The sequence below is a fragment of the Undibacterium sp. GW821-FHT11B02 genome (genome assembly GCF_058808955.1).
The window spans coordinates 100,627-116,349 of record NZ_JBXASD010000003.1; the positions used below are offsets into that span (position 1 = coordinate 100,627).

The following is a 15,723-nucleotide window of genomic DNA, read 5'->3' on the forward strand; positions in this document are numbered from 1 at the left end:
GCTACCGGATACCTTCCCTGCTCTCCTGCTTGTTAAGGAACCAACCCAGCCCCCCCCCAGATGCATCGTATTCGCGCTGTTAAAAATTCATTCGCTGCCGACATGAATTCATGGCTTCACGGTTTGGGCCGATTAGAGACGATTTATTGTCTGCAATAAACACCTTACCAAATTTCTAATGGAGAAAATTTATGAGAACTCTTAACCAGAGAGTACGCTGGCGTCTTATCACCTGTCTTGTGCTGATAGCGACCAGTCTGGCTGCATGCCACGGCAGCAGTTCCCCGCCAGTCACATCGGACCCGCCGCTAGCTGACGGACCGGTTAAAAAATGGGGTTATATTTCACTGCCGGACGGTGGCAAGATGCGGTACTCAGTCATCTTGCCGGCATCGACGGGAAGTTACCCCGTTTTGATCGAATATGACGGCTATTCGGCCGGTGCCGAACCCACTTCTGTTGGACAACGCTGGGTGGCAGAAGGATATGCTGTCATGGGGCTAAGCGTTCCAGGAACAGCTTGTTCCCCTGGTGACGATCACATATTCGATGCGACAGTTGGAGCCGCCGGTGCCCAGGCAGTTGAATGGGCGGCCCGGCAAGCCTGGTCAACCGGCAAGGTTGGCATGGTTGGATATTCCTATGCTGGCTATGACCAGCTCTGGGTAGCAGCCCAACGTCCGGCAGGATTGGTGGCAATTGCACCTGGCAAAGATGTCGCCGACGTATACCGCGATGTTGCCTACCCCGGAGGAATTGAAAACGTAGGCTTTCCGTCTCTCTGGTGGAGTCAATTTCCCTTGCATTGGGCAGCGGCAGCCAAGATTGCGAAAGAGGTAGACGGCGATATGGATTGTGAAAAAACGGTCGCCGACAATATTGCCAAACTTCAGCGCCCGGACATCGATTTGAACAAGTGGCTGAATGAAGATCATTACTATGGAACACGTTACGCCGGGAAAAGTGCGGTACTGATCACCAACAAAATCAACATTCCCACCCTGGGGACGCAGGCATGGCAAGATGAAGAGGTTGGAACGCGTATGGGGTATTACGAAGAAACCATTGCACCAGATAAGATGTGGTTAATCAGCTCCAACGGTGACCACCATACGAGCGAAAGATCGGACTATATGTTCAATACCTTGAAACGTTTTTACGCCCATTTCCTCAAAGGTGAGAACAATGGTTTCGAACAGGAACCGCATGTCCATTTGCTGCAAGAAATGCAGTCAAGCAAGGGGGCAGACGGCAAGACGGCACTGACACCCACAAACGTCACACAGTTCGACAGATTGCCAGTCAAGGTCACGCCGATGCGGCTATGGCTGCAGCCCGGCGGTGGCCTGAATGATGTCATCCCTGCGAATACTGGTGAAACATCTCACTATCAATACCCAGTTACCAGCCCAGCTGTCAACAATCCCTTCGATGAAGGTTGGGGCATGGTGAAAGCGACTCAGGGACAAGCCACCTTTACCACAGCAGCCTTGACGCAGGACCTGAGTTTTTATGGCGAGGGCTCTGCTGATCTATGGTTGAGCACAACCGCCGTTGACACCGATGTCCAGGTCACCCTGTCCGAGGTAAGACCGGATGGCATGGAAATGTTTGTGCAACGGGGTTGGTTAAGGGCCTCGCAACGGCAATTGGATAGCACCCGCTCCGGCACGCTACGCGCCTGGGGAGACTTCACTCAAGGTGCCGCAAAACCTATGACGCCAAACGAACCCGCTCTGCTGCGTCTGGAGATATTTAAATTTGCTCATGTTTTTCGGGAGGGATCGAGTATTCGCATCACTGTTGATACCCCCTCGCAAACTGGGTACTGGCAATTCGGCAACCTGGATGTGGCTTCAACAAATACTATCTGGCATGATCCATCGCATCCCTCCAGCATTGTACTGGGGTATCTGCCCTACTCGCACGCAAAAGACTTGCCGAAATGCGGTGCGACGCAACGGCAGCCATGTCGTAACAATGAAATTCCTGTTCCGGTGGGTAAGAGCCCTCGTGCGCCGATATAGGTAACGAGCGAGAGAGTAAATTTTACTCTCTCGTTTCCAGCGTCACTGATTCCGCATTGTAAGATGAAGCCAGGCTTGCGGTTTTGCTTCTGGCATTTTGCGGTTACCATATTGCCATGAAACTGATTTTGCTCAATAAACCCTTTAATGTGATGTGCCAGTTCTCTGCACATCCCACCCGCCCTACCCTGGCTGATTACGTCAACATTCCACATATCTATCCGGCAGGCAGGCTTGATGCAGATAGTGAAGGACTAATATTGCTGACTGATGACGGGCAATTACAAAACCGTATCAGTCACCCTGACCACAAACAGCCCAAGACTTATCTGGTGCAAGTGGAAGGTACGCCGAGCAAGGAAGCATTGGAGAAACTACGCCAACCGCTAGACCTGGGTGATTTTGTGACACAGGCATGTATCGTCAAGCACATCTACCCACCCGAATGGCTATGGCCGCGCACGCCGCCCGTACGTGAAAGGGCCAGCATTCCCACCAGTTGGTTAAGCATGACTTTATCCGAAGGGAAAAATCGCCAGGTCAGACGCATGACGGCGGCAGTTGGCTTGCCGACCCTGCGCCTGGTCAGAAGTAGCATAGGTGGATACTCACTCGAAACCCACCCTTTATTACCCGGAGAATGGCAAGAAGTTAAACTTTAAACAATAGTTGCACGAAATTTCAGAAAAAATGCCCGAAACCATATAAATTAATTAGAATCCCTGTCAACGCCCGGGTAACCGGACGCGTTATTGACCTTGATTCAATTGAATCACTATTAACCAACTCTTTTTTGAAGGACATTAAAATGAAAAAATTGATCGCCGCTCTGGTTGCATGCCTGTTTGCTTCTGCTGCTTTCGCCCAAGCATCCGCTCCTTCAGCCAAAGCGTCTGCTCCTGCAGCATCTGCCGCAGCGGCTGCATCTACTGATGCATCCAAACCAGCTAAAAAAGCGAAAAAACATAAAAAAGCAAAAGCAGCATCTGCATCCGCTTCTGCATCTATGTAATTCTTTCACTTTTTGGTGTAAGAGCAAGGCAGGCTTATCCCCTGCCTTTTTTATTGCATTAAAGCAACCCTCTCACCCCTCCAGGCATTTCGCCATTTCTCCATTATCAATCCGCCAACTTCAAGCCACTGTCATGTAGCAGGTACACTTACCTCCATGCACTAACAAATATAATGGCAACGCCAAAAGCAAAAAACCGCAATAGATTGCGGTTTTTTTCACTTCAGGCTAGCTTGGCAGTCTGCACTGCCAACGCAAAAAGCTTTATAAGCAGGCTTAAAGAATTAAGCCAGTGCTTTCAAAGCAGATGCCAGACGGCTCTTATGGCGAGCTGCCTTGTTTTTGTGAATGATTTTCTTGTCAGCGATACGGTCAATAACCGATACGGAGCTTTGGAAAATTGTAGTTGCAGCAGCTTTGTCACCAGCTTCGATTGCTTTACGAACAGCTTTGATCGCTGTGCGTAGCGTGGAGCGCTGACTGGAGTTGTGTGCATTCAGTTTAACTGCTTGACGAGCACGTTTGCGTGCTTGTGCGGTATTTGCCATGAGATTTCCTAAACGTGGTCAAAGCGACGAGGTCAAAACATTTGATTAAATGCCACGTCGCAAAAATTCTATACAGCTTTGCAGTATAACTGGATTTATTTTTGTTAGCAAGCATTCCTGTCGATTCTTGCAATTATCCGTGCCTATATGCTGCAATAAGACAGGATTTGCCCAACTGTCATGCTCAATAAATGCCTGACTGTATCTATGCGCCAGAGGGCAAACGATGCAAAACTAATGTACTGAGTGACCAATGCGCTATTTTACCGCCTACTTACCTGGTTTACCTGTTCAATCCTTTATATGTGAAAGCTTAGCCATGAATTGCACACCACTGACACTACACGGAAAACACGTCACGCTGGAGCCGCTGGAACAGCGTCATATCACTGACATCCAGGCTGCAGCTGCCGATGGCGAATTGTGGAAGCTGTTTTTTACCTCCGTCCCTGCGCCCGACAATACCCAGAACTGGCTGAATATCGCACTGGAGATGCAACAGCAGCAAAAAGCCGTACCCTTTGTCGTGCGCGAAAACGCCAGCGGCCAAATCGTCGGGGCCACCAGATACTGTAATATGGATATGAATAACAAACGCCTGGAAATTGGTTACACTTGGTATGCACAACGAGTGCAGCGCAGCCCGGTGAATACCGAATGCAAGTTGCTGTTGCTGGGCCATGCCTTTGAAGAATTTGGCTGTATTGCCGTCGAATTCCGTACCGACTGGTTCAACCGCCGCTCGCAGGCAGCCATTGAACGCCTGGGTGCCAAGCGTGATGCCGTCTTGCGCAATCACATGATTTTGCCTGATGGCCGCGTCCGTGATACGGTGGTATACAGCATCCTGAATTCTGAATGGGCGGGTGTGAAAAAGAATTTGCAATACATGCATACTAAATATGAAGCGTAGCAAATAGGGAGACTGACCAGTGCTGATCGATTTTTTCTTTACCCTGAAAGACGCCAAGATCCCGGTATCCATCAAGGAATTTCTGATGCTGCTGGAAGCGATGAAAAAAGGCTTGATCAGCATGTCGCTGGACGACTTTTACTTTTTGTCACGCACCATCATGGTCAAGGACGAAGCGCATTACGACAAGTTCGACAAAGCCTTTGGCCTGTACTTCAAAGGCATAGATACGATCTTTGAAAAGCGCCCCGACATCCCGCTGGACTGGCTGATGAAGCGTATGGAACGCGAATTGACCGATGAGCAAAAAGCCGCCATCGAGAAATTTGGCTATGACAAGCTGATGAGCAGACTGCAGGAACTGCTAAAAGAACAAAAAGAACGCCATGAAGGTGGCAGCAAGTGGATAGGTACCGGCGGCACCTCGGCCTTTGGCAACGGCGGCACCAACCCCGAAGGCATACGCATAGGAGGCAAAGGCGGTAGCCGCACTGCCGTCAAGGTGTGGGAAGAGCGCTCTTTCCGCGATTATGACGATGAACGTGAACTCGGCACCCGCAACATCAAGGTCGCCCTGCGCCGTCTGCGAAAATTTGCCCGCCATGGCGCAGAAGAAGAATTGGCGCTGGACGCCACCATCAAGGCCACCGCGAATAACGCCGGTTACCTCGATATCAAGATGCAGCCAGAGCGCAAGAACAATATCAAAGTGCTCATGCTTTTGGACGTAGGCGGCACCATGGATGACCACATCGCCCAGACCGAAGAATTATTCTCTGCCGCCAAGACCGAATTCAAGAACATGGAATTCTTTTATTTCCACAACTGCGTCTACGACTATCTTTGGAAAAACAACCGCCGCCGTCACGCAGAAAAATTCCCGACCTGGGATGTCTTGCGCAAATACACCCCCGACACCAAGGTCATCTTCGTCGGCGACGCCACCATGAGCCCCTATGAAATCCTGCAGGCTGGCGGCTCCGTCGAATACAACAACGAAGAAGCCGGCGCCACCTGGCTACAACGCTTCACCTCTGCCTTCCCCAAATACATCTGGCTCAATCCTGAACCTGAAGGGCTATGGCAATACCGGCAATCGATCTCCGTCATCAAACAGATTATGAGTAACCGCATGTTTCCAGTGACTATAGAGGGGCTGGAACGGGGGATGAGGTTGTTGAGTAAGTGAGATTAAAAGTGCGGAAGTGCATAACAGGGCAATATAAATGCCGGTCGAAATGACGTTGTTTTTGACGTTGGGGGGTTGCTGTTGCCGTCGGTTTTGACGTTGTGGGTTGCTTTTGACTCAAATCCGCTTGGGACGTAGCAATTTGTGCATCACAGAAAATGGATCAGAAAGCTTCGTTGTTTGAGCGTAGCGAGTTTCGAAGCTTTCCCATTTTTTGTGATGCACAAATTGTGCTGGAGCGTAGCGCAAGCACCCGAAGGGCAAGTCTGCGGTCGCCTTTCTTTGATTCCTTTCTTTGGCGAAGCAAAGAAAGGAATTCGGCCGCCGGGCCGAGACCCGGCTTGTGTCTACGAAGGGCAATCGTTTTACACACAACACAAGTATGCAACGAACGCCGCTAGGCTCCAGCCTGCGCTGGAGCGACGAAGCTATGATTGCCGCTTATCAAAAGAAACCCATCCCCACCCTAACCCTCCCCCTTGAAGGGGAGGGAATTTCAATTGGGCCGATATACAGCAAACACCGCCGGGCTCTAACCCGGTAGACTCCAGTCTTCGCTGGAACACGGAAGCTACGCTCGCAAGCCCTCCTACCTCAACTCCAAAAACTTCTGTATCGTCGACAACACCTGCTTACGCGATAAAGGCTTGGTCAAAAACCCCTCACACCCCGCCTGTTGCGCATTAGCAACTTTATAATTAAACGTCTTATCCACCAGAAATATTACTGTCGTCCTGCGGTCAGTGTTTTGCTTTTTCAACTCGCTGCACAGACGATATGGGTCCAGCCCCGGGGTGGACGTGTTGATCATCGTCATGGCATGCCGGTTGTTCTTGTCCAGCATCAGGGCACTACGCTCATCACAGGCCAGGGTCACGGAAATATTGTATCTATCCATGATCATGGCCACATATTCGCGGAAACGCATGTCTTTGTCGACGATCATGATACCGCCCCGGGTAACCGTGGGGCGGCGCATCTTCTGGTAATCGACGGGGTCAGTCAAATCCAGATCCAGACGTTCACGACGGCGGCGTTCGGGCACGGCAACGGCGCTGTAGGCACTCAGGGTGGTCAGGAGCAATTGTCGGCGATCAATCAATTCATCCAGCACATCAAACAATTTACGCCAGCGGATTGGGCGTGGCATGAATGGATAGGGCAAACTGATGGTTGTTTTGCCAATAAGCAACACTGGTTGCGCATCGCCCAAATTTAAGTCCGACAGCGTCGCCAATGCTTTAATATCCTCTGCATTGACAATATGGAGGTCAGGATCTTGTAGACTACCGGTTTTTAAGACCAGATAGCGGTAACCCTTCTCGCGCAAAACGGCAAGAACGGTTGAAAAGGTTTCTTCCTCTTTTGGGGAAAATCCAAGCAGTCGGATCGCGATCGTTGGAGTTTTTGTTGACATCGTTTTTCCACCTACTTATTGCAGCTACGATCATTGCAGCTACAATAGCTGCAAAAACGCTGCAAGAATACCGCTTTATTCTGCCAGCCTGACAAAAAAATTGCAAAATATCATCACAAGATTAACCAAAACAACAGATTTTCATTCGCATGGCCACTAAAAAAAATACTTCTCCGTCCGACTATAGCGAATCATCCATCCGAGTACTCAAAGGTCTGGAACCGGTCAAACAAAGACCGGGGATGTATACCCGCACCGAAAACCCACTGCATATCATTCAGGAAGTCATCGACAATGCTTCAGATGAGGCATTGGGAGGACACTGTAAACACATTATCGTCACCGTCAACGCCGACAATAGCATCAGTGTAGAAGACGATGGTCGTGGCATTCCGGTTGGTTTGCACCCCGAAGAGGGCGTGCCCACCGTAGAAATCGTTTTCACCCGCCTGCATGCGGGCGGCAAGTTCGACAAAGGTTCGGGCGGGGCTTACGCTTTCTCAGGCGGCTTGCACGGTGTCGGTGTATCCGTCACCAATGCGCTGTCGAAACGCCTGGAAATCACAGTCTGGCGTGAAGCCGGCCTGCACCAGTTGACCTTTGCCGATGGCGATGTCATCGAACCTTTGCGCAGCCAGCCACAGGCACGTGGCGACAAGAAAAGCGGTACCCGCGTCACCATCTGGCCCGATGCCAAATATTTTGACAGCGCCAATATCCCACAAGGTGAATTGCAACGCCTGCTGCGCTCCAAGGCAGTTTTGTTGCCTGGCGTCAAGGTGACACTGACCCATGCCAAGACCGGCGAAAGCCAGACCTGGCAATATGACCAGGGCTTGCGTGGCTATCTGACCGAAGCACTGGCCCAGTCTTCACATGGAGACCCATTGATCCCGCTGTTTGAAGGTGAACAGTTTGCCACCTCCGAAAGCGATGGCTTTGCCGAAGGCGAAGGTGCTTCCTGGGTAGTGGCCTGGACCGAAGAAGGCAATGTGGTGCGTGAATCCTACGTCAACCTCATCCCTACCCCGGCTGGTGGCACGCATGAATCCGGCTTGCGTGAAGGCTTGTTTGGTGCCGTCAAAAGTTTTGCCGAAATGCATTCGCTGCTGCCTAAAGGCGTAAAACTGTTGCCGGAAGACGTGTTTGCCCGCGTATCCTTCGTTTTGTCGGCCAAGGTGCTGGACCCGCAATTCCAGGGCCAGATCAAGGAAAGACTGAATTCACGCGATGCGGTACGCCTGGTATCGTCCTTCACCAAGCCACCGCTGGAACTGTGGCTGAATTCCCATGTTGAATATGGCAAAAAGCTGGCTGAACTGGTCATCAAGCAAGCGCAGTCACGCCTGCGTTCAGCCCAGAAAGTTGAAAAGAAAAAATCTTCCGGCGTAGCGGTCTTGCCAGGCAAGCTGACGGATTGTGAATCCAGTGACCTCGCCCGCAATGAACTGTTCCTGGTCGAAGGTGATTCTGCCGGTGGTTCTGCCAAGATGGGCCGCGACAAAGAATTCCAGGCTATCCTGCCTCTGCGCGGCAAGGTCTTGAATTCATGGGAATCTGAACGTGACCGCCTGTTTGCCAACAATGAAATCCATGATATCGCTGTTGCCATCGGCGTCGATCCGCATGGTCTCAATGAAATTGCTGACATGAGCAATCTGCGTTACGGCAAGATTTGCATACTCTCTGATGCGGACGTTGACGGCTCGCACATCCAGGTCTTGTTGCTGACGCTGTTCTTCAAACATTTCCCGCAACTGATCGCGCGTGGCCATATCTGTGTGGCGCGTCCACCGCTGTTCCGTGTTGATGCACCTGCGCGCGGAAAAAAACCGGCGCAAAAAATCTATGCCCTGGATGCGGGCGAGTTGACTGCAATAGAAGATAAATTGCGCAAGGATGGCGTCAAGGATGGCGCATGGGCTATTTCCCGCTTCAAAGGTCTGGGGGAGATGAATGCCGGTCAATTATGGGAAACCACCATGAACCCCGACACACGCCGCCTGCTGCCAGTCTCGCTAGGTGAATTTGACCAGGCATTTTCTGAAGATCGTTTCAATATGCTGATGGGCAAAGGCGAAGCCGCCGCCCGCCGTGCCTGGATGGAAGAGCATGGGAATACAGTTGAAGCCGATATCTAATCAGCCCCCTGCCTTGAACAGAATCGAACACAAGTATCAAAAATACGAAAAAGAATTATGAGCGAACAAGCAAATTTATTTGATCAAGCCCCGCCACCACCCGGCGATGGTGAAGCACTGACTCTGGCGACTTTCGCCGAACGCGCCTATCTGGATTACGCCATCTCCGTCGTCAAGGGCCGCGCCCTACCCGATGTCTGTGACGGCCAAAAGCCGGTGCAACGCCGCATCCTTTTTGCGATGAATGAGCTGGGCCTGAACTCCGCTGCCAAGCCACGCAAATCCGCCGCTGTGGTGGGTGATGTACTGGGTAAGCTGCATCCGCATGGTGACCAGTCTGTTTATGACGCGCTGGTACGTATGGCACAAGACTTTTCGCTGCGTTATCCATTGATCGATGGCCAGGGTAATTTCGGCTCCCGCGACGGCGACGGTGCTGCGGCCATGCGATACACTGAAGCCCGCCTGACACCGATCTCGCGCCTGCTGATGGATGAAATCGACCAGGGTACGGTTGATTTCCAGCCCAACTATGATGGCACCACGGAAGAACCCAAACTGCTGCCAAGTCGCCTGCCCTTTGTCTTGCTGAATGGCGCATCCGGCATTGCAGTTGGCATGGCGACAGAAATCCCTTCGCATAACCTGACTGAAGTGGCCAAGGCCGCCGTGGCCCTGATACGCAACCCGGCCATGAAGCATGCTGAACTGATGGAATACATCCCCGGCCCGGATTTCCCGGGTGGCGGACAAATTATCACACCGCAGTCGACCATCAACGACATGTATGCCACCGGCCGTGGCAGCATGAAGGTGCGGGCGCGCTGGAAGATAGAAGAAATGGCGCGTGGGCAATGGCAAGCCGTGGTAACAGAATTGCCGCCAGGAACTTCTTCACAAAAAGTGCTGGAAGAAATTGAAGAACTAACCAATCCAAAAATCAAGCTGGGCAAGAAAGCCCTGTCGCCAGAACAGCAAGCATTGAAGCAGGTCATTCTATCTGTGCTGGATACGGTACGTGATGAGTCCGGCAAGGATGCGCCGGTACGCCTGGTGCTGGAACCTAAATCCAAGAACCAGGACCAGACCGAGTTCATGCAGATGCTGCTGGCGCATACCTCGCTGGAAACCTCGGCATCGATCAATCTGGTGATGATAGGTGGCGATGGCCGCCCGCGTCAGAAAGGTTTGCTCGACATCATCAGTGAATGGATAAGTTTCCGCTTTACCACCGTCACACGCCGTACCCAGTTCCGCCTGAAGAAGGTAGATGACCGCATTCATATTCTGGAAGGCCGTGAAGCGGTACTGTTGAATATTGACAAGGTCATACGCATCATCCGCGAATCGGACGAGCCAAAACCGGCGTTGATGCAGGCGTTTAAATTGTCTGATCGCCAGGCTGAAGATATCCTTGAAATCCGCCTGCGCCAATTGGCCAGACTGGAATCCATCAAGATACAACAGGAACTGGCTGAACTGCGTAAAGAAAAAGCGACCTTGCACGACCTGCTCGACAACCCGTCCTCGATGAAACGCATGATCATCAAGGAAATCGAAACCGATGCCAAGCAATACGGCGATGCCCGCCGCACCGTTATCGAAGAAGCCGCCAAAGCATCGGTAGAACAAAAAGTGGTCGATGAACCGGTGACTGTTGTCATCTCCGAAAAAGGCTGGGTACGTGCACGTACTGGCCATGGCCATGACAACGGTCAGTTCACCTTCAAGGCAGGCGACAGTCTGTACGGCACGTTTGAATGCCGCACAGTAGATCAGATGCTGGTATTTGGCTCCAATGGTCGCGTGTATTCCGTGCCCGTTGCTGCCCTGCCCGGTGCGCGTGGTGATGGCGTACCGGTCACTACCCTGATCGACCTGGCACCTGGCACAAAAATCCTGCATTACTTTGCCGGTAACGCCGACATCACCCTGCTGCTGGCGTCCAGCGCAGGTTATGGTTTCACCGCCAAACTGGGCGACATGGTAGGCCGCATGAAAGCCGGTAAAGCCTTCATGACACTGGAAGAAGGCGATGTGCCACTGCCACCCGCCATCGTTGCTGGTGACGCCAGTGCAATTGCCTGTCTGTCAGAAAAAGGCCGCCTGCTGGTCTTTGGCCTGACAGAAATCAAGCAGCTGTCCAGCGGTGGCCGTGGCGTTATCCTGATGCAACTGGAAGACAAGGAAAGCCTCTTGTCCACCCAGGCCATCAGCCAGCGCGGCGTGCGTGTCGTCGGCCTGGGCCGTGGCGGCAAACCGCAAGAGGTCAGTCTGAGCGCCAGCGGCCTGGGCATTCACATTGGTGCCCGTGCACGCAAGGGCAAGGCACTGGAAGCCAAGATCAAGGCTAGCAGCTTGCAGAGGATAGTGGCGAAAGAGTAAAACTGACGTAAAAACCACACTCCCTCGCTCTTTACACAATGGCTTCAGTCAGTACCTTCAACTTAATGAAGCCATTTTTACGGGGTTTACGCAAAGTTGTCACAACAAGACACAGTGATGACTGTACAAGTAGCATAAACTTGTAAAAAGAGCGAGAACTGCAATGCAGTCAGGACCATCTTATGTAAGTCCTTGTATGAGATGGGTTCTCATATTGCACTATGATGAACAGATAAAGAAAAATCGACGTAGCAAACACGTGTGCATCATACGTATAAGGGACAACGTCAATGACTGAACAGGTCAATGTAACTGCCGACGGCATGCTAAAGCCAACAGATAGTCTGGATACCAGTTCTCCGGTTAACAAAGCTGATCTGCCTGTCAGGGCAGACCTGCACCAGGATTTTTACCTTCACTCACCGCAAGCGCATCTGGGCATCTCGGCAGATGGCGTCATCAGACAGGCTAATCTGGCTTCGGCAAATCTGCTTGGGACATCTCTCCTGACATTGCTGCATAAAGACCTCAGTACTTATTTCTTTGAGACTGATGCAGCTATCTTTACCGAGGCTTATCAACAAGTAATGGCAACTGGCACGACGCCACAACATGACTTACGTATCATGAGAGCTGACCGGACCCTGATCCTGGTGCAACTCAGCTTTCACAGACTCGATAGCAGCAAGCACCCGCCATGGATCAGCATTTATTTATCAGATATTAGTCATCAGCAACATACTGGGATGGCCTTGCCTGCTGGTGAGCAGTTCAACCGCCTGATTGCCGATAATATTCCAGGTATGCTGGCGTATTGGACTGCCGATTTGCGCTGCACCTTTGCCAATAAGCAATACCTGACCTGGTTTGGGCGCAGTATTGAACAAATGCGCAACATCCATATGCAAGACTTGATGGGCTCTGAGTTATTTCAAAAAAATATTGCGTATATCAATGGTGCTTTAAAAGGAATGGACCAGCAATTTGAACGTTCATTGATTAAGGCGAACGGTGAAACCGGTCACACCTGGGCACAATATATTGTGCATAAAGTGGACGGTGTCGTACTGGGATTTTTTGCACTGATTACTGATGTGACCGTGCTTAAGCGCACGCAAACCGCCTTGCTGGAGAGCGAGCGACACTACCGCACTCTGGCAGAAGATATGCCCCTGTTTGTCACCACCTTTTTACCAGACGGTACGCTGACCTACGTCAATAAATTATTTGCAAGTTCGGTTTCTTCGTCGAAAGCTGATTTGCTTGACAGGAATTTTTTTGACCTCCTGCCCGTTGCCGACCAACAAACGGTGAAAACAAAACTTGCTTCACTGACGCCAGACCATGCATTTGAGACCCATGAACACTGTTACTCCATGCCAAATGGTGAATTGATTTATCATCGATGGACCAATCAGGCATTTTTCAACGCACAGAACAAACTCGTCTCTTTTCAAGCGGTAGGAGAAGATATCAGTGCCTACAAGAGAGCTGAAAAACAATTGCGCGTCGCTGCCGATGCCCTGAAAGCGGTCTCACAAGGAGTCATCATTTTTGACCGTAACAGCATCATCCGGTCTGTCAATTCAGCTTTTTTAAAAATCAGTGGCTACACAGAAGCAGAGGTACTGGATCAGGCATGCGTTTTCTTAAATGGGTCACAAACAAATGACACCACCCTCAATGAAATACAAAATGCCATCCAGAATAAAGCAGCATTTTCTGGTGAAATATTAAATTACAGGAAAAATGGTAACCCATTCTGGAATGAGTTAAGCATATCCCCTGTACACGATGATTCTGGCGAATTTACTGATTTTGTTGGCGTCATTCGTGACGTGACAGAACGCAAACAGACTGAAGCCGCATTGCGCGAAAGCGAATCCAAAAATAGGGCATTAATACAAGCCATACCCGACCTTATCTTTACAATCGGTCACGATGGAAGATATCTGGATGTCCACGCCCCCAAATCTGGACTGATTTTCACGGACCCAACAAAACTGATACATAAAAACCTTTCAGATGTATTCCCATCCAAAATAGCAAACCATTTGATACAAGCAGTGGAAACTGCGCATAAAAGCCAGCAAGTGCAGGAAATTCAATTCTCTACCAACATCATCAATGGAAAGGAAATGATCTTTGAAGCCAGAATCGCTCCTAGCAATGCTGACTCAGTCATCGCCATTGTCAGGGATGTCACTGAGGTTGAGCACGAGCGTCAACAACGCGAACAATTATTGAATGACCGTTTGCATGTGACAGAAAACGATTTACACAACGTACAACAAAGCCTCACCCTGGCCAGTGATGCTGCCAACTTGGGAGTCTGGGTTCGTGACCTCGAGCGTGATGAAATTTGGGCGTCACCTCAATGGCGATCCATCTTTGGCTTTCCTCCGGATCAGCGCCTGGGCATGAACGATGTTTTACAACGCATCCATCCTGCTGACAGAAGCGCGATGCAAAAACTTACCAGCAATTTCAGCATCACTGAAAAATCCCGTTATCAGGCTGAATTTCGTATAGTTGTAGAGAATGGTGAAATTCGCTGGATTGCTGCGGTTTCACAAGTTGAATTTGATGAAAAACAAAGACCTAAATTTTCACGCGGCGTGCTACTGGATATCACTATACGCAAACAATCCGAACTGGAACTGGAACAAAAACGCGCCGAAGTTACCCATCTGTCACGCGTAGTCACGCTGGGTGAGTTATCCGGCGCATTGGCACATGAACTGAATCAGCCCCTGACAGCCATCCTCAGCAATGCCCAGGCGGCGCAACGCTTTCTCATGCATAAGAATGTTGATTTGAATGAAGTACGTGACATCTTGCAAGACATCGTTGATGAAGACAAGCGTGCCGGTGAAATCATTCAGCGCTTGCGCCGTCTTTTCAATAAAAATGACAAACTTGAACAAGACATAGACATCAATGCCCTGATCATGGAGGTCATGCACATATTGCGCAATGATCTGGTTAACCGTGGCACCAATGTGTTGACAGAACTAAGTCCGGTAAGTCCCAGAGTTGTTGCTGACGCAGTGCAACTACAACAGGTCATCATTAACTTGATCATGAATGCCTGTGATGCCGTTTCTCATCTTGAAATTGGCGAAAGAACAGTTACCGTCAAAACCGGACCAGTCACTTCAGCGCAGGTCACTGTCAGTATCACTGACAACGGTAAAGGCATAGCAAAAGAAAGCATCAATAAATTATTTGAGCCCTTTTACACGACAAAAGAAACGGGAATGGGATTGGGCCTGTCAATTTGCAAAAATATTGTTGAAGCGCAAGGTGGTCAGCTATGGTGCGAGAATAATCTCACGAGCGGTGCCAGCTTCCATTTCAACTTACCAAGTCAAAGCAAAAACTCATTATGAGCTTGAGTCCCCGCATCTTTTTAGTTGATGATCAGGAAAGTATCCTGAAAGCATTGTCACGACTGATCACTTCCATGGGTCTGGAAGTAGAAACATTTAATTCGGCACAAGATTTTCTGGCAAGCGGCAATGCAAGCGAGCCTGGTTGTCTGGTGTTGGATCTTAGCATGCCCGGCATGACTGGCATGATGCTGCAAGAACATCTTGCGAATGCATCAAGCGACATGCCCATTATATTCTTGACGGGGAATGGCAGCATAGACAGCAGCGTGCAAGCCATGAAAAAGGGGGCGCACGACTTTCTGACCAAACCTGTCGATGGCGAAAAATTGCTGGCCGCCATACAAACTGCCCTTGCCCGCAACCAGTCTGCGCGGCAGATACGTGCAGAGCGTGACAAAGTTGCCGCACATCTGGCCGAACTCACGCCACGCGAACACGAGGTTTTGCTCCACATTACTGAAGGCAAACTCAACAAACAAATTGCAGATAATATGGGTATCGCAGAAAAAACCATCAAGATTCACCGTGCACGCGTCATGACCAAGATGGAAGCAAAATCTGTAGCCGCCCTCATCCATCAGCTAGAAAGGCTGAAAAACTGAATTCAGTTTTTTTGCAGTTTTCCAGCCAGCTTTCCCCCTCCCCCAATCTGTGCGGCGTCATGAAGTGCCGCTAAAAGAAGCCCCCGTCTTCTTG

Annotated in this window: 11 protein-coding genes; 9 read left to right on the plus strand and 2 right to left on the minus strand. The window is 50.4% G+C overall.

The window, feature by feature from the left end; genetic code table 11:
* Nucleotides 1–191: 191 nt before the first annotated feature.
* The 3 genes from AC1RVX_RS06670 (at nucleotide 192) to AC1RVX_RS06680 (ending at nucleotide 3,039) form a co-directional block, all read left to right on the plus strand.
* Complete coding sequence (locus AC1RVX_RS06670; RefSeq protein ID WP_493215787.1) at nucleotides 192–2,027, plus strand: CocE/NonD family hydrolase; 1,836 nt, start codon at nucleotides 192–194, stop codon at nucleotides 2,025–2,027.
* 116 nt (nucleotides 2,028–2,143) lie between these two features.
* Nucleotides 2,144–2,689 carry a pseudouridine synthase gene (locus AC1RVX_RS06675; RefSeq protein WP_493215788.1) on the plus strand — a complete coding sequence of 182 codons (546 nt, stop codon included), beginning with the start codon at nucleotides 2,144–2,146 and terminating at the stop codon, nucleotides 2,687–2,689.
* Nucleotides 2,690–2,835: 146 nt separating this feature from the next.
* The gene (locus tag AC1RVX_RS06680) at nucleotides 2,836–3,039 is read left to right on the plus strand and encodes a hypothetical protein (RefSeq protein ID WP_493215789.1); all 204 of its coding nucleotides are present in this window, start codon (nucleotides 2,836–2,838) and stop codon (nucleotides 3,037–3,039) included.
* Between the two features lie 284 nt (nucleotides 3,040–3,323).
* Here the strand turns inward: AC1RVX_RS06680 and rpsT are convergent, their stop codons facing one another.
* Nucleotides 3,324–3,587: a 30S ribosomal protein S20 gene (gene rpsT, locus AC1RVX_RS06685; protein WP_422988391.1), complete on the minus strand. Its 264-nt coding sequence runs from the start codon at nucleotides 3,585–3,587 to the stop codon at nucleotides 3,324–3,326.
* Between the two features lie 319 nt (nucleotides 3,588–3,906).
* On the opposite strand from rpsT, the gene AC1RVX_RS06690 reads away from it, so the two are divergent.
* Together AC1RVX_RS06690 and AC1RVX_RS06695 are read left to right on the plus strand one after the other, a co-directional pair.
* Nucleotides 3,907–4,500, plus strand: coding sequence for a GNAT family N-acetyltransferase (locus tag AC1RVX_RS06690; RefSeq protein ID WP_493215790.1), 594 nt, complete (start codon nucleotides 3,907–3,909; stop codon nucleotides 4,498–4,500).
* Nucleotides 4,501–4,519: 19 nt separating this feature from the next.
* Complete coding sequence (locus tag AC1RVX_RS06695; protein WP_493215791.1) at nucleotides 4,520–5,689, plus strand: vWA domain-containing protein; 1,170 nt, start codon at nucleotides 4,520–4,522, stop codon at nucleotides 5,687–5,689.
* 589 nt (nucleotides 5,690–6,278) lie between these two features.
* Here AC1RVX_RS06695 and AC1RVX_RS06700 read toward each other — a convergent pair.
* Nucleotides 6,279–7,106 carry a response regulator gene (locus tag AC1RVX_RS06700; RefSeq protein ID WP_493215792.1) on the minus strand — a complete coding sequence of 276 codons (828 nt, stop codon included), beginning with the start codon at nucleotides 7,104–7,106 and terminating at the stop codon, nucleotides 6,279–6,281.
* Nucleotides 7,107–7,255: 149 nt separating this feature from the next.
* Between AC1RVX_RS06700 and AC1RVX_RS06705 the strand changes: the two genes are divergently transcribed.
* From AC1RVX_RS06705 to AC1RVX_RS06720, 4 genes are all read left to right on the plus strand, one after another.
* Nucleotides 7,256–9,247, plus strand: a complete 1,992-nt coding sequence (locus AC1RVX_RS06705; protein WP_493215793.1) for a DNA topoisomerase IV subunit B — start codon at nucleotides 7,256–7,258, stop codon at nucleotides 9,245–9,247.
* 57 nt (nucleotides 9,248–9,304) lie between these two features.
* Nucleotides 9,305–11,632, plus strand: a complete 2,328-nt coding sequence (gene parC, locus AC1RVX_RS06710) for a DNA topoisomerase IV subunit A (protein WP_493215794.1) — start codon at nucleotides 9,305–9,307, stop codon at nucleotides 11,630–11,632.
* Between the two features lie 290 nt (nucleotides 11,633–11,922).
* Complete coding sequence (locus tag AC1RVX_RS06715; protein WP_493215795.1) at nucleotides 11,923–15,024, plus strand: PAS domain-containing sensor histidine kinase; 3,102 nt, start codon at nucleotides 11,923–11,925, stop codon at nucleotides 15,022–15,024.
* On the plus strand, nucleotides 15,021–15,629 hold the full coding sequence (locus AC1RVX_RS06720; RefSeq protein ID WP_493215796.1) for a response regulator transcription factor: 609 nt from the start codon (nucleotides 15,021–15,023) through the stop codon (nucleotides 15,627–15,629). Before AC1RVX_RS06715 ends, AC1RVX_RS06720 begins: the two co-directional genes overlap by 4 nt.
* The last annotated feature ends 94 nt before the right edge of the window (nucleotides 15,630–15,723 follow it).